This is a genomic window from Crossiella sp. CA198 (assembly GCF_052078295.1).
In the GTDB taxonomy this organism is placed as follows: Bacteria; Actinomycetota; Actinomycetes; order Mycobacteriales; family Pseudonocardiaceae; genus Crossiella.
In genome coordinates this window covers 54,717-76,432 of sequence record NZ_JBQJIM010000034.1, presented here as the reverse complement: position 1 = coordinate 76,432, position 21,716 = coordinate 54,717, and the positions used below count along the sequence as shown (strand labels likewise).

General features: G+C 71.8%; 19 protein-coding genes. 9 read left to right on the top strand and 10 right to left on the bottom strand.

Annotated features, from left to right (window positions below):
• The first annotated feature begins 161 nt into the window (after positions 1–161).
• The gene (locus tag ACTOWY_RS39290) at positions 162–1,124 is read left to right on the top strand and encodes an isopenicillin N synthase family dioxygenase (protein WP_441314669.1); all 963 of its coding nucleotides are present in this window, start codon (positions 162–164) and stop codon (positions 1,122–1,124) included.
• Between the two features lie 21 nt (positions 1,125–1,145).
• Positions 1,146–1,703, top strand: a complete 558-nt coding sequence (locus ACTOWY_RS39285; RefSeq protein ID WP_441314668.1) for a DUF3558 domain-containing protein — start codon at positions 1,146–1,148, stop codon at positions 1,701–1,703.
• Positions 1,704–1,729: 26 nt separating this feature from the next.
• Here ACTOWY_RS39285 and ACTOWY_RS39280 read toward each other — a convergent pair whose 3' ends face one another.
• Complete coding sequence (locus ACTOWY_RS39280; RefSeq protein ID WP_441314667.1) at positions 1,730–3,304, bottom strand: deoxyguanosinetriphosphate triphosphohydrolase family protein; 1,575 nt, start codon at positions 3,302–3,304, stop codon at positions 1,730–1,732.
• A 131-nt stretch (positions 3,305–3,435) separates the two neighbouring features.
• Between ACTOWY_RS39280 and ACTOWY_RS39275 the strand changes: the two genes are divergently transcribed.
• A complete protein-coding gene (locus ACTOWY_RS39275; RefSeq protein WP_441314666.1) occupies positions 3,436–4,140 on the top strand; it encodes an SDR family NAD(P)-dependent oxidoreductase in 705 nt (234 codons plus the stop codon).
• A 224-nt stretch (positions 4,141–4,364) separates the two neighbouring features.
• Positions 4,365–4,883 carry a lytic polysaccharide monooxygenase auxiliary activity family 9 protein gene (locus ACTOWY_RS39270; RefSeq protein ID WP_441314665.1) on the top strand — a complete coding sequence of 173 codons (519 nt, stop codon included), beginning with the start codon at positions 4,365–4,367 and terminating at the stop codon, positions 4,881–4,883.
• A 123-nt stretch (positions 4,884–5,006) separates the two neighbouring features.
• Here ACTOWY_RS39270 and ACTOWY_RS39265 read toward each other — a convergent pair whose 3' ends face one another.
• Both ACTOWY_RS39265 and ACTOWY_RS39260 read right to left on the bottom strand, forming a co-directional pair.
• Positions 5,007–5,336, bottom strand: coding sequence for a DMT family transporter (locus ACTOWY_RS39265; protein ID WP_441314664.1), 330 nt, complete (start codon positions 5,334–5,336; stop codon positions 5,007–5,009).
• 146 nt (positions 5,337–5,482) lie between these two features.
• Positions 5,483–6,301 carry a Kelch repeat-containing protein gene (locus tag ACTOWY_RS39260; RefSeq protein WP_441314663.1) on the bottom strand — a complete coding sequence of 273 codons (819 nt, stop codon included), beginning with the start codon at positions 6,299–6,301 and terminating at the stop codon, positions 5,483–5,485.
• Positions 6,302–6,502: 201 nt separating this feature from the next.
• Here ACTOWY_RS39260 and ACTOWY_RS39255 point away from each other — a divergent pair, with 201 nt between their 5' ends.
• Complete coding sequence (locus ACTOWY_RS39255) at positions 6,503–10,288, top strand: AAA family ATPase (protein ID WP_441314662.1); 3,786 nt, start codon at positions 6,503–6,505, stop codon at positions 10,286–10,288.
• Between the two features lie 82 nt (positions 10,289–10,370).
• Here ACTOWY_RS39255 and ACTOWY_RS39250 read toward each other — a convergent pair whose 3' ends face one another.
• A complete protein-coding gene (locus tag ACTOWY_RS39250; RefSeq protein WP_441314661.1) occupies positions 10,371–11,114 on the bottom strand; it encodes a GntR family transcriptional regulator in 744 nt (247 codons plus the stop codon).
• A gap of 82 nt (positions 11,115–11,196) precedes the next feature.
• Here ACTOWY_RS39250 and ACTOWY_RS39245 point away from each other — a divergent pair, with 82 nt between their 5' ends.
• From ACTOWY_RS39245 to ACTOWY_RS39230, 4 genes are read left to right on the top strand one after another with little or no spacing between them, the layout of a single operon-like run.
• On the top strand, positions 11,197–11,817 hold the full coding sequence (locus ACTOWY_RS39245) for a 5-oxoprolinase subunit B family protein (protein WP_441314660.1): 621 nt from the start codon (positions 11,197–11,199) through the stop codon (positions 11,815–11,817).
• Positions 11,814–12,728: a biotin-dependent carboxyltransferase family protein gene (locus ACTOWY_RS39240; protein ID WP_441314659.1), complete on the top strand. Its 915-nt coding sequence runs from the start codon at positions 11,814–11,816 to the stop codon at positions 12,726–12,728. Before ACTOWY_RS39245 ends, ACTOWY_RS39240 begins: the two co-directional genes overlap by 4 nt.
• Complete coding sequence (locus ACTOWY_RS39235) at positions 12,725–14,050, top strand: MFS transporter (protein WP_441314658.1); 1,326 nt, start codon at positions 12,725–12,727, stop codon at positions 14,048–14,050. Before ACTOWY_RS39240 ends, ACTOWY_RS39235 begins: the two co-directional genes overlap by 4 nt.
• A gap of 40 nt (positions 14,051–14,090) precedes the next feature.
• Complete coding sequence (locus ACTOWY_RS39230) at positions 14,091–15,371, top strand: pyroglutamyl peptidase (protein WP_441314682.1); 1,281 nt, start codon at positions 14,091–14,093, stop codon at positions 15,369–15,371.
• A gap of 39 nt (positions 15,372–15,410) precedes the next feature.
• Here ACTOWY_RS39230 and ACTOWY_RS39225 read toward each other — a convergent pair whose 3' ends face one another.
• From ACTOWY_RS39225 to ACTOWY_RS39200, 6 genes are all read right to left on the bottom strand, one after another.
• The gene (locus ACTOWY_RS39225; RefSeq protein ID WP_441314657.1) at positions 15,411–16,583 is read right to left on the bottom strand and encodes a JmjC domain-containing protein; all 1,173 of its coding nucleotides are present in this window, start codon (positions 16,581–16,583) and stop codon (positions 15,411–15,413) included.
• A complete protein-coding gene (locus ACTOWY_RS39220) occupies positions 16,583–16,822 on the bottom strand; it encodes a hypothetical protein (RefSeq protein WP_441314656.1) in 240 nt (79 codons plus the stop codon). Before ACTOWY_RS39220 ends, ACTOWY_RS39225 begins: the two co-directional genes overlap by 1 nt.
• The gene (locus tag ACTOWY_RS39215) at positions 16,819–18,012 is read right to left on the bottom strand and encodes a JmjC domain-containing protein (protein WP_441314655.1); all 1,194 of its coding nucleotides are present in this window, start codon (positions 18,010–18,012) and stop codon (positions 16,819–16,821) included. Before ACTOWY_RS39215 ends, ACTOWY_RS39220 begins: the two co-directional genes overlap by 4 nt.
• A 157-nt stretch (positions 18,013–18,169) precedes the next feature.
• Complete coding sequence (locus ACTOWY_RS39210; protein WP_441314654.1) at positions 18,170–19,513, bottom strand: sensor histidine kinase; 1,344 nt, start codon at positions 19,511–19,513, stop codon at positions 18,170–18,172.
• Positions 19,510–20,193, bottom strand: coding sequence for a response regulator transcription factor (locus ACTOWY_RS39205; protein ID WP_441314653.1), 684 nt, complete (start codon positions 20,191–20,193; stop codon positions 19,510–19,512). Before ACTOWY_RS39205 ends, ACTOWY_RS39210 begins: the two co-directional genes overlap by 4 nt.
• A 67-nt stretch (positions 20,194–20,260) precedes the next feature.
• Entirely contained in the window at positions 20,261–21,622 is a 1,362-nt protein-coding gene (locus tag ACTOWY_RS39200; RefSeq protein ID WP_441314652.1) for an aminotransferase class I/II-fold pyridoxal phosphate-dependent enzyme, read from the bottom strand.
• Between the last annotated feature and the right edge of the window lie 94 nt (positions 21,623–21,716).

The window sequence follows — 21,716 nt, the reverse complement described above, 5'->3', positions numbered from 1 at the left end:
AGCCACTGGTCAGCAGCCGTTCGGGGGAAGTACCACCGGGTGAGACAACAACTCTTACTTGCACGCTTCGTAACGTTTGCCTGGTGGACAAGACCCGGCTCGCGTTGTCAACCCGCAAAGTTCCGCCCAACGGCGGAAAGCACTGCTGCTACCGTCCGAACATGAGTGACGCGGTGCCGATCATCGACCTCACGCCCTGGTTCCACGGCGATGCCGCCGCCCGGTCCGAGGTGGCCCGGCGGGTGGACCTCGCCCTGCAACGATCGGGTTTCCTGCTCATCACCGGACACGGCGTGCCGGAGGCCTTGCGGGACAACGTACGCGCCGCGGCCAAGGAGTTCTTCGCCCTCCCGGCGGAGACCAAACGGCGCTACGCGGTCAAGGTCGGCGAGCACGGCTGGCTGCCGCCGGGCGCGGAGGCCAACTCCTACGCCGAGGGCGCCGAATCGCCACCGGATCTCAAGGAGAGCTACTCGGTCGGCGCGGATGCGCCCACCGGCGACCCGGAGCTGGACCGGGAATGGTTCGCGCCCAACGTCTGGCCCGCCGAGACCCCCGCGTTGCAGGCCCTCACTGAGGAATACCTCGGGCACATGCGCAGGCTGGCCGACGAGTTGCTGGTGCTGTGCGCGGTGGCCCTTGAGCTGGCACCGGACTTTTTCTCCGGCCAGGCAACGCATCCCTCGTACACGATGAACATCAACTGGTACCCGCCACTGTCCACTGTGGGCACTCCGGCGCCCGGCCAGTTCCGGATCGGCGCGCACACCGACTTCGGCACGGTGACCATCCTGGACCGCCAGCACGGCGTCGGCGGCCTGCAGGTGCATACCCTGGACGGCGACTGGATCAACGCGCCGTTCGACCCGGCCGCCTTCACCGTCAACATCGGCGATCTGCTGGCTCGCTGGACCGGCGACCGCTGGCGCTCCACCCGGCACCGGGTGCTGCCACCGGATGCCAGCGCGCCCGATGAGGAGCTGATCTCGCTGATCTACTTCTACGAGACCGATCCGGACGCCCGGATCTCCTCGCTCGGCCCGCCGATCGGCAAGGTGGACTACCCGGAGGTGCGGGCCGCGGACTATTTGCGGGCGAAGCTGGACGCCATCACCATGGACTGACTCGCGCGAGGAGGCGGCACCATGCGCAGCGCCATCCCGATCGTCCTGACCGCGCTGGCCCTGCTGGCCACCGGCTGCGGCAGTGGCGCGCCCGGCCCCGGCAGCGCGACCGCCGCGCCGCCGGGCACGGCGGTGCCGCAGCGGCCGCGGGATGTCGCCGCGCACACCGTGCCCGCCTGTGAGCTGCTGACCTCGGCGCAGCAGGGCGAGTTCCGGGTGTCCCGGATCGAACCGGGGCCGACCGATGGATCGCAGGACCCGTGGTGCGCCTACGTGGTCGGTCCGGCCGGGCACCGGTTCGTGCTGACCCCGTGGGCCGGGGCCGGGATCGAGAGCTGGCTGGGCATCTCCAGCGCGAGGGCGGCGCTGATCGGGGTCGCCGGATTCCCGGCCGCGCGGGTGAGTTCGGCGGCCGGTCGCGGCGCGCCGTGCGGGGTGCACATCAGCGTGGCCGAGGGCCGGACCCTGGCGGTGACCGGCACCGCGACCCGGCCGGGCATCGGCGAGGACGAGCTGTGCGGGCTGACCGAACGGATGGCCGGGGCGGCCCTGGCGACCGCGCTGTCCCGGGCCCGCTGACCCGGTTCTGTTGACTCAGGCGCGGTTCACAGCACGAAGGCGTCCGTCCACAGCTGCCCGGTGCGTCCGGACAGCGCCTCCAGCATGGCCACCGCCTGCGAATCGGTCAGCGAGGCCACGAAATCCACCACCGCCCGCCCGCGGGCCAGCCTGCGCAGTGAGTCCCGGCCCTCCGGTAGCTCACCGGTGGCCCCGGCCAGCACCTGCGGCCGGGTCCGGGCCAGCTCGGTGTACTCCCCCTGCGCCAGCTCCACCAGGTCGTTGAGCCTGCGCGGCAGCCGGGAACGCTCGTAGCGGTCGCTGAGCCACTGGTCCAGCGCCTCCACGAGCGAGGTCAGCAGCCGGGCCTGGCCGCGCTGGTGCAGGGCCAGGTCCGGGCGGCCCAGCACGAAGCGGTGGTGCACGAACTTGAGCACCTGCACCTCGTGCCACTGGTCGGGGGCCAGCGCCACGTGCGCGGTGCGGGTGCTGGGTTCGGCGAGCATGGTGACGCCCTCGACCAGGCGGGCGGTCCAGCGCACCGAGAAGTCCGCGACCAGCTGCTCCGCCTCGACCGATCCGTCGAAGGGGGTGGAGAGCAGGCCGTCGACCAGGTCCCGGCGCACCCTGGCCACCGCGGCGGCGAAGGCCTCGTCGTCAACCACCCAACCGTCCTTCTGGTGCAGTCGGCGGCGCAACAGTTCCAGGGACCGGCCGGGGCGGCGGGACTGCGCGTGCAGGTCGGCGCGGCTCATCCCGGCCAGGTCGAGCTGCTCGCGCTGCCAGACGTCGAGTTCGGCGGCGACCGTGGCGTGTTGCAGCACGCCGACCCGGTGGAAGTCCTCCAGGTCGTGGATGGCGTAGGCGATGTCGTCGGCGGTGTCCATCACTGAGGCCTCGACCGTTTGCTGCCAGTCCGGGATCCGGCCGTGGAAGGGCAGCCGGGCCTGCAGCATGTCGTCGATCTCGGAGACGTAGACGGAGAACTTGGCCGATCCGGTGCCCGGCGAGTCCGCGGGCTCACCGGCGCCGCGCGGGGGTTGCGGCATGGTGCGCGGGTGCGGGTCCGGGTGGGACAGCCGGGTCCACGGGTACTTCAGCATGGCCGCGCGCACCGCCACGGTCAGGTCAAGGCCGACCGCGGCCGGGCCGCGCACATCGGTGGTGGTGACGATGCGGAAGGACTGGGCGTTGCCCTCGAAGCCGTCCGGCAGGCCGAGCCGGTGCCGGGCGAGGCGGTCCAGGACCTGCTCGCCGAGGTGGCCGAAGGGCGGGTGGCCCAGGTCGTGCGCGAGCGCGGCGGCCTCCACCACATCCGGCTCGCAGCCGCCGAGCTTGTCCACCAGGTCGGCGTGGAAAGGGTTGCGGCGCAGGCGCTCGGCGATCGCGCGGGCCACCTGGGCGACCTTGATGCTGTGCGTGAGCCGGTTGTGCACCAGCAGCCCGGAGCCGGACGGGCTGATCACCTGGGTGACACCGCCGAGGCGGGCGAAGAACGGGCTGGCCGCGACCCGGTCCCGGTCCACCCGGAACGGGCTGGCGGCCAGGTCCAGCGATAGCGGGACGGTGCCCTGGTCTCCGGAGCGGCGGAGCGCTCGCGCGTCGGTGGCGTGATCGTGCATGCGACGACGGTAGACGCTCGGTGGCCGGTTCGCCCCGCGGTCTGGTCGCAGCGGCTGATCGGATTGGGCTCACCGGGTCGAACAGCCTTGCAGACCTGGTATTTCGCCAATTCTTGGCGGATTCTCGATCTATGGAGCTGAGCGGAGCGCGGATTCTCGTGGTGGGTGCCACCGGTGTCCTCGGTGGCCGGATCAGCCGTGGGCTGGCCGACCGGGGCGCGAAACTCGCGCTGGCCGGACGTGATCGCCGAAAACTCATCGCGCTGGCCCGCGAACTGGGCGGCTGCCAGTACAAACGCTTCGACGCCTACGACGTCGAGGGCTGCCCGTGGCTGGTGCGCGATGCCCACCAGGTGCTCGGCGGGCTGCAGGGGGTGGTGGTGTGCTCGGGCATCGTGGCCTTCGGCACCGCCGAGAACACCCACGACGTGGTCTCCGAGCAGCTCTTCGCGGTCAACACCCTCGCCCCGATCGCCATCCTGCGCACGGCGTTGCCGGTGCTGCACCGGGGTTCGGCGATCGCGGCGATCACCGGTGTGGAGTCCGACCGGCCCGCCGCCGAACTGGCCACCTACTCGGCCAGCAAGGCCGCGCTGTCGGCCTGGCTGGCCGCGGTGCGCGAGGAGCAACGGCCGCGCGGGGTCACCGTGCTGGACGCGAAACTGCCGCACGTGGACACCGGCATGGGCGAGCGCGCGGCCGCGGGTCGCCGGCCGAACCGGTTGGGGCGTGGCGCGGATCCGCAGTACGTGGTGGACCGGATGCTGGACGCGCTGGCCAGTGGGGCCGAGGAGATCCGGGTAGGGCCGGACGGCCGGACTTTGGAAGCGGCCTAGACCACTCTGGGCATCCGACGGGTGGGCCGACTGGTGACGGCAAGTCACCAACCGGTTCACCCGTCTGTCGTATGTCGACTCATCCCAACGTTTGCCAAGATGAATCTGGTCTAGACCACACCTGGCGAACGTTGATTCCACTTCGCCGCCGCCACGGTCCGCACGCAGGACCGCACAACCTCGGAATCTTCCGTTCAGTCGCCTCCACCCTGTGAAGGAGAGACATGAGCGTGAAAAGCAAGCTCGTCGCGGCCGCCGCCGGACTCGGGATGGTGCCGGCGATGCTGGTTGCCCTGCCGGCCACGGAGGCGAGCGCGCACGGCTACATCGCCAACCCGCCGAGCCGTCAGCAGCAGTGCGCCGCGGGCACGGTGTCCTGCGGGGACATCAAGTACGAACCGCAGAGCGTGGAAGGCCCCAAGGGCCTGCGCAACTGTCACGGCAACGTCGGCCGCTTCGCCGAGCTGAACAACGACGGCAAGGGCTGGCGGGCCACCTCGGTGGGGCGCAACGTCACCTTCAACTGGCGCCTGACCGCCCGGCACCGCACGTCCACCTGGGAGTACTTCATCGGCGGCACCCGCATCGCCTCGTTCAACGACAACGGCGCGATCCCGGGCGCGACCGTGTCGCACAACGTGAACCTGGGCAACCACTCCGGCCGGCAGAAGGTGCTGGCCATCTGGAACATCGCCGACACGGCGATGGCCTTCTACAACTGCGTGGACCTGCAGGTCGGCTGACGTGGTGACCCGGGGGCGACGGCGGAGACGGGACCGCCGCCGCTCCCGCGTCCCACTTGGGCCAACCGGTACGCCCACTGTGGCCAAACCGGCGTACCAGTTGGCCCAACTCGTCGGTGGGGGTCAGCTGTGGGTGGCGCTGCCGGAGAAGCCCATGATCATGACGCCGGCGATGACGACGCAGATGCCGGTGATCGCCATCGGGTTCAGCTTCTCGTTGAACAGGAGGCTGGCGACGACGGCGGTGCCCGCGGTGCCGACGCCGGACCAGATCGCGTAGGCGATGCCGACGTTGATCTGTTTGAGGGCGAAGGCCAGCAGGGTGAAGGCGATGCCGTAGCCCAGCACCACGAAGACCACCGGCACCAGCCTGGACAAACCGTTGCTGGCCCGCAGGGACAGCGTGGCGGTGATTTCGGCCAGGATCGCTCCGGCGAGCAGGAGCCAAGGCATGGGCGACCTTCCCCAGGTGTGACCGCGGCCGGGCGCGGTGGCCGGGTCGGTGGCAGAGATGATCAGACTAACCCCGCGGGCTGGGCGCCGGCGGGTCGGCGGGCCCGGGGTGGTCGCGCTCTCTCGGCAGGCAGTTTGATGGCGGGTCAGGCGAAACGGAAAATCTCCGCGTCGGCGGTCAACGGGAACTCGCCCGCGGCCGGGATCGCCTCGCCCGCCGCGCCACTGCCTGCCACCAGCACCCCGCCCGCCACCAGAACCCGGCCGTCGGTCAGTTCCACCACGCCGAAATGCGCCCGCGCCACCCGCAGCGCCGCCTTCGGCCCGGTCCCGGCCACCAGCACCCCGCCCGCGGCCAGGGCCAGCGCGCGATCACCGGTGCGGCCGACCTGCTTGGCCTCGGCCAGACTGCGCGGGCCCGCGTCCGCGTCGTAGTGCTCGGTCCTGGTCCACAGGCCCGAATCCGGGTCGTACAGCTCGGCGGTCTCCAGCATCGTGTACCCGCCCGCGCGGGTCGTGCTGCCACCGGCCAGCAACACCCGGCCGTCCGGCAACAGCGTCGCGTGGTGGAAGAACCTCGGCTCCGCCATCGACCCGGCCGAGGTCCACCTGCCGGTCGCCGGGTCGTACAGCTCGGCACTGGCCAGGCCCAGCGCCGGGAACTCCCTCGGCCCGGTCAGCCCGCCGGCCACCAGGATCCGGCCGTCGGCCAGCACGGTCGCGGAGTTGCGGCGGCGGGCGGTGGCCAGTGGCGCCAGCTCGGACCAGTCCTGCCGCACCGGGTCGAAGCGGAAGACCTCCGCGCGGGCACTCCGGCGGCCGTCCTCGCCGCCGACTGCCACGATCGCACCGTCGGGCAGCCGGACCAGCCCGTCGGAATGGCCCCACCAGGCTCTGGGGGACGGCAGCGGAACGGCGCTGGTCCACTCCCCCGCTGCGCGGTCAAGCACCGCAACGCTTCCCATGGGAGAACGGTGCCAGGCCGCCAACCGGGTGACATCGTGTTCGCCCCAGGTCCTCCCTTTCGGGCAGGGTTTCACTTTCGGCCGCCGGACTGACCCGTTCGGCCGCCTCAAGGGGCAACCTCACTCGGGTGTCAGAGGCGCTGACTACTGTGGTGGCACACGCGGTCACGATCCGCGCTGGACTTCCTGGGGGTGTCATCGGTGGCGCTGGAGCCTGACCTCGGCCTGGTAGGGCGGGACAGCACGGCCGCGTTGCTGGCCTCCCTCATCGACCGCAAGGCGCGGCGGCCACTGCCCATCGTGGTCGCCTACGGGCCCGGCGGCAGTGGCAAGACCACCCTGCTCGACCACCTCGAACGCCGCTGCCGCCCCGATGTGCCGCTGGCTCGGGTGGACCTGGACGAGACCGGGTCCAAATCCTGCCGGGACGTCCTGGACGCGGTCTTCGGCCAGCTCCGCCGCTACCAGAACGCGCACTTCGGCCGGATGCGGCTGCCCCGCTACGAACTGCTCCGACTGGCCCAGAGCACCGCCGCACAACCCGAGGAGGACGGCGACCCGCACCGCCGCGCCCGCCAGCTCCTGGCGCACCGGCTCACCGGCCTGCCCCGGATCGCCGACGTGGTCGGCTCGCTCGCCGAGTCCGCCCCCGCCCCGCACTGGCTCACCCGCCTCATCCGGCCGCTGCTGAGCTGGCTGATCACCCTGGCCGTGGTGGCCCCGCCGAAGATCCGCTGGCTGCTCGCGCCACGCCGGTTCGCCGCCACCTGGCGCTGGTACGAGAAAGTCGCCGGGGAAGGCGTGCTCGGACTGGCCAAGGGCTGCAAGGTGGACGAGGTCATCGGGCAGATCTGGCACCTGCTGCGCAGCGAGGAACGCCGGGACCGCCTGGTGGTGGACCGGCTGCTGGTGGCCGCCTTCCTGGCCGACCTCGACGGCGCCTACAAGGGCCACCGCCGCAGGCGCCGCCGGGTCAACTGCGTGCTGCTGCTCGACGGCGCGGACCTGTTGTCCCCCTTCGAGGTCAACCTGTTCCCGCCCGGCCGCACCGCCCCCGAACCCCCGGTCAGCGACCTCCTCGAACTGCTCGCCGAGGCCAAACTGCGCCACCCCGAGGTGCCGCTGCTGGTGGTGGCCACCAAACAGGCCACCCCCGACCAGCAGGACATCCCACCGCAGGACACCGACTCGTTCGACCCCGGCGACGCCGCGCACGCCCGCTACCACGGCTGGCGGCAACGCTTCGAGACCGCGCGGGCCAACCACGGACCGGCCGGGGCCGCGGTGCTGCCGGTGCGGCTGCGGCCGTTCACCCTGGAACAGACCCGGCAGTTCCTGCACGAATGGAACCGCAGCCGGGACAGCACCGTCCGCTCGGACGCGCTGGTCGCCGAACTGCACGAGGTCACCAAGGGCCACCCCCTGGCGGTCCGGCTCACCACGCAGGTGGTGGACCGGCTGTTCCGGCGGGACCGGGTGATCCCCTCGGTGCGCGCGGTCTTCGCCCAGCGGGTGCCCAGGGACGAGGCCGGGGCCGAACCGGATGAGAAGGTCGGCGACTACCTGCTGGTCCGCTTCCTGCAACGCTTCCGCGGCTCCGACGTGCCCGAGCGCGCCCAGACCCGCCGGCTGCTCACCCGCCTCGCCGCCCCGCGCCGACTCGATCTGGCCACCATCCAACGGCTGGTCCCGGACCGGGACGCGGAGGAGATCTGGGGCAGGCTGTCCACCTACAGCTTCGCCGACCGCAGCGCCGACGGCCGGTGGATCGTGCTGCACCCGCTGCTGCGCGAACTGCTGGGCGCGCAACTGCTCGCGCACGGCGCGGGCGCGGAGTACCCGTACGAACACGTGCACCGCGAACTACGCAACCACTACACCATGCTGGGGCGGCAGGGAGATCGGCTCTACCACGCGCTGGCCCTCGGCGACACGCACGTGGTGGCCAGTCACCTGTCCTCCCGGCTCACCCGCGGCGACAGCCGGTGGGTGGCCGACCTGGAGATCATCGCCGAGGCGCCCGGCTGGCGGCACAGCAGGCAGTTGCGCAGCCGGTTGAACTGGCCGCGGGTGCGCCGGGTGGAGGAACTGCTGATCGCGGTGTGGAAACTGCGCTCCAGCACCTCCACCGTGCGCCGCAGCGCCGAACTCTTCGACGACGTGCTGCGCGCCTACCGCAACCTCGACGCCGCCGGACAGCCCGCGGTGGCCGACCAGCTTTCCTTCTACCGCAACCAGGTCCGGCTGGCCGAGGACAACTCGATCGCCGAACCCGGCCCCGCGCTGCCGCCCTACAGCACCGGCGAGGACCGCCACCCCTACCCCGCGGTGTGGCCGCCGCCGCACACCCTGCGCCGGACCGCGGTGGTGCTGGTGGCCGTGCTGCTGCTCGGCTACGGCGGGGTGTACCTGCGGCACCAGCTCACGCACTGCGACCGGGACGGGTTCTTCGCGCCGGGGCGGGTGCTGGACTCGGTGTTCGACCCGAGCCTGATGCTGACCAAGTCCGCGCAGGGTGAGTGCTACGGCGTCACCGACGGCATCGGCAACTTCATGCACGACGCCAACGAAACCCTGCCCGACGACATCGAGGGCGCCGAGCTGAGCAGGCTGATCGCCGAACAGAACGAGCAAGTGCGCCGGGAGGCCGCCCGGCCCGCCGCGGACGACCGCAGGCGGCCGTACGTGACCCTCGTGGTGGCCTCGATGCTGAGCAGCGCCAACGAAGTACCGCGCCGGGACCTGTCCGCCGGCGTGAACGAGTTGCGCGGGGCCTACCTCGCCCAGCGCGCCTGGAACCGGTTCAACACCCCCACCATCAAGCCACCGTTCCTCATCCGCCTGGTACTGGCCAACTTCGGCGGCAACTCCGAGTTCGCCCAGCACACCGCGGAGAAGATCCAGTCCCTTGTGGACAGTGATCCGACGGTGATCGGGGTCAGCGGCATGGGCCAGACCCGCGACTCCACCATCCGCGCCGCCGAGATCCTCGGCTCGGCCATCGGGCCCTGGCAGGGGATTCCGATGGTGGCCTCCGCGCCCACCGGCAACGCCTTCAGCGGCAAGGACTACTTCTTCCGGATCGCCCCGCCCAACCAGCGCCAGGCCGAGGCGGCGATCTCCTTCGCCGCCAACGAATCCCGGCTACGGGACAGTCAGCCGTTCCTGCTGCACGACCCCACCGACCGCTACAGCGCCGAACTCAAGGACGACTACGTGCGGACCCTGCTGCGGCTGCGCAGCGGCCTGGGCGAGCCGGTCGAGCAGACCTATGAGGCAGGCAAGAGCAACACCGGCAACCTGCTGGCCACCCGGGTCAAGGAGATGTGCGAGATCGCGGCCCAGCGCAAGCGCAAGCCGCTGCTCATCTACTCCGGCCGGGCCAACGAGATGCCCACCCTGCTGGAGAAACTCGACGACTCCGCCTGCGACCGGGACACCGTGATCCTGGGCGCCGACGACCTGTCCCAGCTGGAAACCGCAGGCTACGCCGACCTGGCAGGCAACGAGCAGCAACGCGCCCGCCGAGTATCCTATGTGGACGGAAGGCTGTACTTCACCACGCTGGGCCCCACCGAGGACGGCTGGCGCCGCATCACCGGCGGCCATCCCCCCGCCGAGGCCGAGCAGTTCTTCACCCAGCACGCCGACGCGCAGAAGGAACAGGGCGAGCAGGCCAGGGCCTTCCGCTCCGGCCCCAACGGCCACGTGATGCTGGCCTACGACGCGGTGAACCTGTTCCTGGAGGCCATCGAACGCGCCCGCACCGACACCGCCCTGCCCGACCGCGCCAAGCTGTACGCCGCCCTGCGCGCCACCACCGGCGCGAACCTGTTCCGCGGCGTCACCGGCCCGGTCGACTTCGGCCAGGCCGACCCGGAACTGCTGCGCCGCGGCGCAGACCCGCGCGGCAAGCAGGTCATCGTCCAACAGGTCATCGCCGACGGCGACAACCTCCGCTCCGCCTTCGTCCGCGCGGTCACCTGATTCCCGCACCACTTGGGCCAACTGGTACGCCCGCTTGGGCAAAACCGGCGTACCAGTTGGCCCAAGTCGCCGGGCGGGGCGCTCAGGTGGTGAGGTCGGGGGCGAGGGGGGCGTAGGCGCGGACCAGGGTTTGTTCGGCTTCGTCCAGATAGGACACCAGCAGGGCCTCGGCACGTTCGGCCGCGCCCTCTTCCAGCAACTCCAGGATGTCGCGGTTGCCTGCCATGAACGGGACGTGGAAGGCCTTGGGATCGTTCATCACCAGGAAGACCAGGCGCAGTTCGGCGAGTAGCTGGCGCATCAGCTCATCCAGGCGGCCGCTGTCGGCCAGGGCCACGATGGCCTGGTGGAAGCGCATGTTCGCGGTGCCGACGTCGCGCCAGCGGCGGTCGGTGGCGGCGCGGTCGGCTTCGGCGACGGACTCGCGCAACGCGGTCAGGCCGCTCGCCGGGGCATTGGCCAGGTTGCGCACGCCCGCGGACTCGACCACCCGGCGGACCCGGTAGAGGTCCACCACGTCGGCCACGGACAGGGTGCGCACGAAGACGCCGCGGTTGAGCTGGTGGGAGAGCAGGCGTTCGTGGCTGAGCAGCCGGAACGCCTCGCGCAGGGTGTTGCGGGAGACGCCGAGCGCCTGGCCGATGGCCTCCTCGGAGAGCCGTTCGCCGGGCTGAAAGAAGCCGGCGATGATCCGGTCCCGCAGGATGCCCGCGACCCGCTCGGCCGTGGAGCTGCGTCCCAGCAGCCCGCGATCAGCCGTCAGGTCCGCCAGGGGCGCGTCGCTCACCGTGTCCTCCTCGTTGCTCTCTAGAAAATCATGGCACATGGGTCTTGTTCTTTTGTTGAACAATCCTTATGTTGACTCGTACCACATCATAGGGTGACCCAGGACACACCGGGGGTGGACAGTGCACGCGGACATCCGGCGTTTCGGCAGCTCAGCGGCACTCGTCGAGCTGCCCGACAGCGAAGCGGCGCACGCCCTGCACGCGCTGCTGACCGCCCAGCCCCCGGCCGGGGTGCTCGAACTGGTCCCCGCGGCCCGCACCGTGCTCGTCCGGTACGACCCGCGTGCCACGAACTTCAGCACGCTGCGCGATCACCTGGACCGGCACGCCCCGCCACCCGGCATGCGCGCGCCGGCCAGCACCATCGAGGTCCCGGTGCGCTACAACGGGCCGGACCTGGGCGAGGTCGCCGAGCTGACCGGGCTGGCCGCGGCCGAGGTGGTGCGGCGACACCTGGGCGGGGAGTACACGGTGAGCTTCTGCGGGTTCGCGCCCGGCTTCGCCTACGTGACGGGCCTGGACCCGGCGTTGCGGGTGCCGCGGCGGGAGACCGCGCGGACCAGGGTGCCCGCGGGCGCGGTGGCCATCGCGGACGAGTTCGTCGGCATCTACCCGCGGTCCAGCCCTGGCGGGTGGCGGCTGCTGGGACAGACCGACCTGGTGTTGTGGGACACCGGACGGGCCCGGCCCGGGTTGCTGACCGCGGGCACCCGGGTGCGGTTCCGGGAGGTGGCGGCATGAACGCGAACCAGGGGTGCGGCGGGATCGAGGTCCTCGACGCCGGGCTGCTCACCCTCGTCCAGGACCTCGGCCGTCCAGGGCTGGCCGCGATGGGGGTCGGCCGCTCCGGCGCCGCCGACCAGCCCGCGTTCACCCTCGCCAACCGATTGGTCGGGAACGCCGAATCCGCCGCCGCCCTCGAACTCACCCTCGGCGGCGTCCAGCTCCGCTTCCATCGGGGCGCCTGGGTCGCCCTCACCGGCGCGCCCGCCCCGCTGCACCTCGGCACCCCCTCGATCGGCGCCCCGCTCGGCCCGCGCACCGCCGCCGCGCACGCGCCGCTCTACGTCCCGGCCGGGACCACGCTGCGGATCGGCCGCCCGGAGCGCGGACTGCGCAGCTACCTCGCCGTGCGCGGTGGGATCGACCTGCCGCCGGTGCTCGGCTCCCGGGCCAGCGACCTGCTCTCCGGCATCGGTCCGGAACCACTCGTCCGGGGGGCGTGCCTACCGATCGGTCGGGAGACCGTCGGTGACCCGATCGTGGATCTCGCGCCGGTCGCGGAACTGCCAGCCGAACCGGTGTTGCGGGTGCTGCTCGGCCCGCGCGCGGACTGGTTCACCCACCACGCCGCCGCGGCCCTGTGTTCAGGTCCGTACCAGGTCACCCCGGCCAGCAACCGGATCGGCGTCCGGCTGGCCGGCCCCCGCCTCGACCGCGCCCGTCCTGGTGAACTGCCGCCGGAGGGCATGGTCGGCGGCGCGCTCCAGGTTCCCCCGAACGGGCAACCCGTGCTGTTCCTCGCCGACCACCCGGTGACCGGCGGTTATCCGGTGATCGCGGTGGTCCTCGAGCAGGATCTGCCCCAGGCGGCGCAGGTCCGGCCCGGACAGCGAATCCGATTCCAGTGCACCGAAAGGACTAGCCGATGAGCAGCTCAGCGCCCACGTCGACCGCCCGGTCCGGCCGCAAGGTGATCGCGGCCAGCCTGATCGGCACCTCGCTGGAGTGGTACGACTTCTTCCTCTACGGCACCGCGGCCGCGCTGGTGTTCCCCAAGTTGTTCTTCCCGACCAGCGATCCGCTCACCGGCACCCTGCTGGCGCTGACCACCTACGCGGTCGGTTTCATCGCCCGCCCGGTCGGCGGCGCCATCTTCGGCCACTTCGGCGACAAGGTCGGCCGGAAGAACGTCCTGGTCATCACGCTGCTGCTGATGGGCGTGGCCACCTTCGCCATCGGGCTGCTGCCCACGCACGCCCAGATCGGCGTGCTGGCCCCGATCCTGCTGGTCACCCTGCGCTTCGTGCAGGGCCTTGGCCTGGGCGGGGAGTGGGGCGGCGCGGTGCTGATGACCATGGAGCACGGCGCGGCGGACAAGCGCGGGCTGAACGCGAGCTGGCCGCAGGTCGGCGTGCCCGCGGGCAACCTGCTGGCCGCCGGGGTCATGTGGATCATGTCGGCCTCGCTGTCCAACGAGCAGTTCCTGGACTGGGGCTGGCGGGTGCCGTTCCTGCTCTCCGGGCTGCTGGTGCTGGTCGGTTTCTGGATCCGCCGCACCATCTCCGAGAGCCCGCTGTTCACCCAGGTCGAGCAGACCGAGGCCAAGGCCAAGCTGCCGCTGTTCGACGTCTTCCGCGAGCACCCGCGCGAGCTGCTCACCGCGATCGGCGCGCGCATCGGCACCGACGTGGCCTTCTACACCTTCACCCTGTTCATCCTGACCTACCTCAAGGACGTGGTGAAGGTGGACCGGCAGGTCGGGCTGAACGCGGTGCTGGTCGCCTCGGCCTGTCAGCTCGCGCTGATCCCGTTCTTCGGCGCGCTGTCGGACCGTTACGGCCGCCGCCCGGTGTACCTGGCGGGCGCGCTCGGCGCGGCGGTGTGGGTGTTCGCCTTCTTCCCGTTGCTGGCCACCGGATCCACCGCGTTGATCATCCTGGCCACGGTGGTCGCGCTGGTGGCGCACGCGGCCATGTTCGGCCCGCAGGCGGCGTTCATCTCCGAGCTGTTCAGCACCAAGCTGCGCTACACCGGCGCCAGCCTGGGCTACCAGCTGGCCGGGGTGCTCGGCGGCGCGCTCGCCCCGCTGATCTCCCTGGCGCTGCTGGAATCCACCGGCAGCTGGGTCGCCATCGGCGTCTACGTGGCCGCCGCCCTGCTGCTCACCATCGGCGCGCTGATCATCGCGCCGGAGACCAGCCGGGTGGACATCGCCGCCGATCCGGCCCTGGACAAGCCCGCACTCACCTGATCGGGTGAGGCTCCCCTGTGAAGGAGGCGTGTTGAACACCGTGTTTCCCGGAAAGCTGATCCGCGCAACCCTGACCGGCACACTGGCAGTGGGCGCGCTGCTGGCCGCCGCCCCGCTCGCGGTGGCGGCCGAGACCGCCGCCCCGGCGAACTGCTTCGACCGCGCCGCGCCGATCCCGGTGGAGGAGCAGCGGCTCACCCTGCCGGTGCCGCAGGAGATCCTCGACCGCAGTGGCTTCGACCAGCGCGGGCCGAAGTTCGAGAAGTCGTTGTGCCGCACCAGATCGCTGCGGGTGGCCAAGGCGCTCGCGCAGACGCAGAGCAGGCAGCTGTGGCAGGCCGCGGTGGACCGGGTGCAGGGCCGTGGCCCGGCCGGTGGCGACCTCGTACGCAGTGACGACCGGCCGTTGTACTGGGCGCGGTTGCAGCTCACCAGGGCGCTGCGCCAGTGGCAGCCCGCCTTCACCCTCTCCCCGACCGACCGGAAGGTTCTCCTCGACGCGGTGGAGACCGGGTCGCGTGGCCAGGACTCGATCGACCTGCCCGCCGGGAACCGGGTGAAGCGGGTGCTGCTGACCGGTTTCGACCCGTTCCAGCTCGACGGCGACATCCGCCGCACCAACCCCAGCGGCGCGACCGCGCTGGCCCTGGACGGCACCTACATCGACACCCCGTCCGGGCGGGCGCGGGTGGAGACCGCGGTGTTCCCGGTGCTGTGGACCCCGTTCGAGGCGGGCATGGTCGAGCAGACCCTGTTGCCGCACTTCAAGCCGGGCCGCAAGCAGGTGGATCTGTTCACCACGGTCAGCCAGGGCCGGGCCGGCCAGTTCGACATCGAGCGCTACAACGGCCGCTGGCACACCGGCGCGGACAACAACCGGGAGAACCGGGCTACCGGGATCCCGATCCCGGCCGGGGTCCCAACGGTGACGCCGCAGCCGGAGTTCGTGCCGACCACGTTGCCGTACCAGGACATCGTGGCCGCGACCACCGGTCCGTTCACGGTGCTGGACCGCACCGCGGTGACCGAGATCCCGGCCGGGCAGACCCAGCCGGTGACCAGCCCCCACGGTCCGACGCCTGGTTCGGTGGCCCGCGCCGGTGGCGGCGGTTCCTATCTGTCCAACGAGATCGCCTACCGGGCCACGCTGCTGCGGGACGCGGTCAAGGCGAAGGTGCCGGGCGGGCACGTGCACACGCCGATCCTGTTCTTCGACCCGGCCAACCCGGACAAGGTCTCCGATCCGGTGCTGGAGAAGAACCGGGCCGACATCGTGGCCCAGGCCAGGGCGATCCTCACGGTCGCCGTCGGCACGCTCTGAACTCCCAGCGGGCGCCGGGATCACCGGCGCCCGCCGGTGTCAGACCCGGCGCAGCAGCCGGGTTTTCTCCAGCATGCCCAACAGTTCGCGGGCTTCCTCCTTGCTCAGCCCTGGCGCTTCGCGCAGCACGTCCGGGATGTCCACCGGCGCGCCAGCGGACATGTCGCCCATCCAGCGCAGCGCGGGCAGGAACTCCCGCCGCACCCGCAGACTGGCGGTCTGGGTGTCCCGGAAACCGTAGGCGGACACCGAGATCCGCGCGGTGTCCGGGTCCAGTTCGTCCACCCCGAACGCGGTCTGCCCGGCGCGCACGAACCGGGTCTCCAGTTCGACCGGCCGCTGGGTGAGCGGCTCCCGGACCAGGTCCCGCGGGTCCAGGCGGTCCAGCGCGTCGCGCAGCGCGGCCAGGTCCACGGTGGTGCGGCTGGTCGCCTCCTCCGGGGTCTCGAAATCGTAGATCGACTCCCGCCAGCGCTCGTCCCTGGTCAGCTGATTCTTGAGGCCGGCCAACAGGAAGTCCATCCGCAGTGGCGGAGTCAGCAGCACGTGCAGGGAGATCGAGTCCTGGTCGGAGCAGGTCTCGTGCCAGTAGCCGCGCGGCACGTGCAGCACGGCCCCTGGCTCCAGCGTGAACTCCTCGGCGTCACCGGGAATCCGCTCCGGTGGGGCCGCACGCTGGTAGGCACGCAGGTCCGGGGTGAGCGGATCGCCAGCGCCCCAGCCGTGCAGCGGACGCGGCGTGAACTCATTCGGCGCCACCCGCCACACCTTGCGGCCGGTGAGCTGCACGGTGATCACGTCGACCGGGTCGAAGTGCACCCTGGTGACCGCGCCCGGCCGGTTGCCGAAGAGCTGGACCTTCGCCGAGTGGCCGGAGACCCGGAAGGTCTCGGCCACCTCGCGCTCGAATGGGTCGAACTCGGCGATCTCCTGGAAGAAGGCGGTCATGCCCGCGTCGTAGAGCCGCCGCGCACTGGCCGCGGGCATCAGCGCGGAACTGGTGTTGCCCGCGGTGTCCTGGAACCAGGCGCAGACCCGCCGCACCTGTTTGGCGAAGACGTCGTCGATGGAGTGGATCTCCAGGGTGTCCCGCAGGCGGGCGGCCAGCTCCGCCCGGGCCGGAGTGGCGAGAATCCGGCGGCCCAGCACGGAGTCGCCGAATCCGGCCAGGTCCATGGGGGCGAACCAGTCCGCGAGGTCAAGCCGGGACATCACCCCTCCAGGTTGTCTTCGACGGGCGCCTTGGTGATCTGGGGATGGGGCCGGTGCGCGGTGGCCTCGCCAAGGCCCCGGGTGGTGGTGATCCGCAACTCGCCGAAGGTGGCGGTGGCGATGACGTCCTCGCCTGCACCGCGGTCGATGAGATCGGACGGACGCACGGCGTACTCGGCCTCGGCGCCCGCTTCGACGTGGACGACCACGGCGGGCGGCAGATCCGGTTGTTCGATCATGACAGCGGCTCCTCGGGGGATCGGCGCACCAGCCGGGTCTGCTCCATGAGCCCCAGCAGGTCCTGCGCCTCGGGTTTGGTCAGTCCGGGGGCCTCGCGCAGCACATCGGCCACATCGAGGGCGGCCCCCGCTGGCAGGGCGTTCACCCAGCGCAGGGCGGGCAGCGACGGCGCTGGCACGGTCACCGCGGCGGTCTGGGTCTCGCGGAAACCGTAGGCGGACACCGAGATCCGGGCCGTGCCCGGTTCGAGGCCGTCCACGCCGAAGGCGGCCTGACCGGCGCGGGTGAACCGGGTCTCCGGCCCGACCGGGGCGGTCGGCAGCGGGGCGCGGACCAGGTCACGCGGGTCGAGGCGGTCCAGCGCGGCGCGCAGCGCGGCCAAGTCGGCGGCGGTGCGGGCGGCGGTCTCGGCCGGGGTGGCGAAGTCGTAGATCGCATCGCGCCAGTGCCGCTCACTCGCCAGCTCGTTCTTCAGCGCGGCCAGCAGGAAATCCATTCGCAGCGGCGGGATCAGCAGCAGGTGCAGGGAGATCGAGTCCTGGTCGGAGAACGTCTCGTGCCAGTAGCCGCGTGGCACGTGCAGCACCGAACCCGGTTCGAGCCGGTATTCCTTGACGTTGCCAGGGATCACTTCGGGCGGCGGGTTCTCCTGGTAGGTGCGCAGACTGGGCCCGATCGGCTCGCCTGCGCCCCAGCCCTTGAGCGGGCGCGGCGCGAACTCATTCGGCGCGATCCGCCAGGTCTTGCGGCCGGTGAGCTGCACGGTGATCACGTCGACCGGGTCGAAGTGCACCTTGGTGACCGCGCTGGGCCGGTTGCAGAACAGCTGCACCTTGCCCGAGCCCGGCGCGACCCGGAAGGCGTGGGCCACCTCGCGCTCGAACCCCGCGAAGTCGGCGACCTCCTGGAAGTAGGCGGTGGTGCCCGCGTCGTAGAGCCGCCGCGCGCTGGCCGCGGGCATCGGCGCGGTGGCGGCGTTGCCGTCCAGGTCCAGGAACCAGGCCCGGACCTCGCGCACCCGCTTGCCGAAGGCGTCGTCCACGGTGTGCACGCCCAGTGCGGCGCGCAGCCGGTCGGCCAGCCCGGCCCTGGGCTGGGTGACCAGGGGCCGCTGGCCGAGCACGGTGCGGCTGAACTCGGTCAGGCCCAGCGGGGCGAACCAGTCGTCGAGATCGAGGCGCGGGCCCATCACAGTCCCCGGTCCGCGGGGTCTGGGTGGCGCCGAGTCCGGATACTCCATCAGTCCAACCTCGCCGCCGACCGTTCGGTTGGCCAGCGCGGTGACCGTTCCGCGCCCGATCGGGACCCATGATCAGCCCCTAAAGACGGTCAAACCGGGAAGTTGATCACTCTGGCGGGGCAAGCGGGAGCTGGACCCGGAAGCGCGCGCCCGGTCCCCGGCCCGCCCGGATCCGCCCGCCGTGGTGCTCGGCGATCTGGCGGGCGATGGCCAGTCCGAGGCCGGTGCCGCCGTCGGCGCGGGCGCGGGCGTCGTCCAGCCGGGCGAACGGCTCGAAGATCCGCCCCCGGTCCATCAGCGGGATGCCGGGCCCGTCGTCGAGCACCTCCAGCACGGCGTGCCCGTCCTCGGTGCCCAGCCGGACCTCGACGTAGCGGTCGGCGTGCCGTTCGGCGTTGTCCAGCAGGTTGCCCAGCAGCCGGGTCAGCGCGGCGGCCCTGCCGGGCACCACCACCGGCAGCTTCGGCGGTCGCGCGCTGCGCTGCAGGTGCGCGGGCAGCTCGCGGCCAGCCAGGTGTTCGCCGATCAGGTCGCCCAGGTCGACCTCGGCGCCGGTGGCCGGGCCGGGGTTGTCCAGCTGGGCCAGCAACAGCAGGTCGGCGGCCAAGTCCTGCAGCCGGACCGTGTCGGTCAGCGCGAGCCGCACCACCTCGGGCCAGTCGGCCTGGCCGGGGTGTGTGGTGGCCAGTTCCAGTTCACCGCGTAGCGCGGCGATCGGGCCGCGCAGCTCGTGCGCGGCGTCGGCGACGAACCGGCGCTGCCCGGTGACCGCCTGGTCCAGTCTGCTCAGCGTGGCGTTGACGGTGCGGGCCAGCTGGTGGATCTCGTCCTGGCGCACCGGTTCGGGCACCCGGCGGCCGAGGTCGGTGGCGGTGATGTCGGCCAGCTCGTCCCGGATCCGGGCCACCGGGCGCAGCATCCGGCCCAGGGCGAGCCAGGTGAGCCAGCCGGCCAGGGCGAGCAGCAGCGGCACGCCGGCGATCAGGCCCAGCATCCACCGGTCGAGGGTTCGTTGCGCCCATTCCAGGGACAGGTGCTCGCCCGGTGGGAGTGGGAGGTAGCGGTTGCCGGAGAGGACCCTGATCATCCGGCTGTCCGGCTGGTCGCCGAAGGGCCACAGGGTCAGCAGCCGGTCCGGTTCGGGGTTGAGCCGGACCGTTCGGGGCGCCTGGGCGGGCACGGCGAACTCCACGTTCTCGCCGAACCCGGCACAGGGCTTGGTGTACCGCAGGGTCTCGGGCAGGTTCCCCTGGGGATCCGCGATCCCGGTCAGGTACCCGGTGCACTCGCCCCCGCTCACTGCGTGCTCGGCCCGTTCCCTGGCCTGCGTCAGCAGCTGGTCCCGGATCAGGCCCGGTAGCAGCGCGGCCAGGGTCAGCACGGGCAGCGCCACCACGGCCAGCACCAGCAGGGTGAGCCGGACCCGCATCGAGGACAGCCGCCGCCTCATCGGCCCGTCCCGTCCGCGGTGAGCCGGTAACCGACCGAGCGGATGGTTTCGATGCTGCGCCGCCCGAACGGGGCGTCGATCTTGCGCCGCAGCGCGCTGACGTAGACCTCGACCAGGTTGGGCGCGGGCTCCTCGTCGCTGACCCACACCGCCTCGATCACCTCGGCCCTGGTCACCACTTCCTCCCGCCGCCGCAGCAGGCACTCCAGGACCTGGAACTCCTTGCCGGTCAGCCGGATCTCGGCCGGGCCGCGGTGACAGCGGCGGGTGGCCGGGTCCAGGGTGAGGTCCCCGGCGGCGAGCACGGCCGGGCGGGTGAGGTGGCCGCGGCGGATCAGCGCGCGCAGCCTGGCCACCAGCACCACGTAGGAGAACGGTTTGGTGAGATAGTCGTCGGCGCCGGTGTCCAGGCCCTCGGCCTCGTCGTAGACGCCGTCCTTGGCCGTGAGCAGCAGGATCGGCGTGCACACCCCGGCCGCGCGCAGGTCGGCGCAGACCCGGTAGCCGTTGCGGCCGGGCAGCATGATGTCCAGCACGATCGCGTCGAAAGCCCTGGCCTTGCCCAGCGCCAGACCTTGGTTGCCGTCATGGCACACCTGGACCGCGAAGCCCTCGGCTGCCAGTCCGCGGCGCACCAGTCCGGCCAGCCGCAGGTCGTCCTCCACCACCAGCACCCGCATGCCGCTCAGCCTGGCGGATCACCCGCCCGGGTGCCTGAAGGATGTTTCAGGAACTGTCCTGATCGGCTCAGACCCGGCTGTACGGCGGGTACGGGCGGGCCGCCTCGGCCAGGGCGTCGGCCACCGCGGCGGCCTCGCTCACCGGCAGCGTGGCGGTGGTGATGCGCAGGTGGTCGCCGCCGCTGGGCTCGACCAGGAACGGGGAGCCGGGGGCCGCGCCGATGCCCTGGGCGGCCAGGGTCACCAGGGCCTCGCGCTCGCGGGCCACATCGATCCACAGGTTGATGCCGTCCCAGCCGGTGGAGCGGATGCCGCGGCTGGTCAGGGCGTCTTTGAGGGCGGATCGGCGCTGGCCGTACACGGTGCGGGCGGTGGCCACCGCGGCCACACACCCCGGGTCGGTGAGCAGGCCGACCAGGACCTCCTGCAGCAACCGGCTGGACCAGGCCGCGCCCAGGTGCCGTCGCCCGATCAGCGGTTCGACGATCGAGGCCGGTCCGCCGAGGGCGGCCAGCCGCAGGTCGGGGCCGTGCGATTTGGAGAAGCTCTGCACCCGGACCACCCGGCCGGGCAGTGCGCCGGCGAAGCTGACCGGGTCGGCCAGGGCCACGTCACCGGAGTGATCCGCCTCGATGACCACCACGTTCGGGTGAGCCCGCAGCTTCTCTACCAACTGGTCGGCTCGGCGCTGGGTGAGGCTGACGCCGGTCGGGTTCTGCGCGCGCGGCTGCATGAGCAGCACCGCGGGGTCGCGGCGCAGCTGACCGGCCAGGGCGTCCGGCAGGATGCCCTCGTCGTCCACTGGCACCGGCAGCGCGCTGGCGCCCACGGTGTCCAGCAGGTCCAGGAACGGCGGGAAGGTCGGGTTCTCCACGATCACCCGGTCGCCCAGGCGCAGCAACTGGGCGAGCAGCCGGTCGATGCCGTCCAGGGAGCCGTTGACGATGGTCAGCGTCTCCGGATCGCACACCGGCGCCCAGGACTTGCGGACCAGGCGGTCCAGTTCGGGCAGCACCGGGGCGTCCAGGTAACCCGACAGTGGCGGCTGACCGTCGATACGGGCCAGCGCGGGCCCGATCGGCGGCAGTAACGCCTGGTCAGGCACGCCGGCGGAGAGGTCGCGGGCGAACCGGCCGGTATCGCCGGCCAGTCGCCAGAACCGGGTGGGTTCGGCGTTGTGGGTGTGCGCGGTGACGAAGGAGCCGTTGCGGCCCTTGGTCTCGATCGCGCCGACCCTGGCCAGTGAGCGCCAGGCCTCGTTCACCGTGGTCGGGCTGACGCCGAGGGCCTGGGCGAGCGCGCGCACCGTGGGCAGCCGGGTGCCGACGGACAACTCGCCCGCGCCGATCAGCCGGTTGATCGCCGCGGCGATGCCCGTGGCCGATCCCTCCTCGACGACCGACAGAATCCGGCTCAGATCGGCGTGCATGACCCTCCCGTCCACTGGCCCGCCGCCACCTTGGCGGACCACTCAGCATTGTGCGCAAGTTCTGACGGTTTGGTGACGTCCGACGCCGATGGCG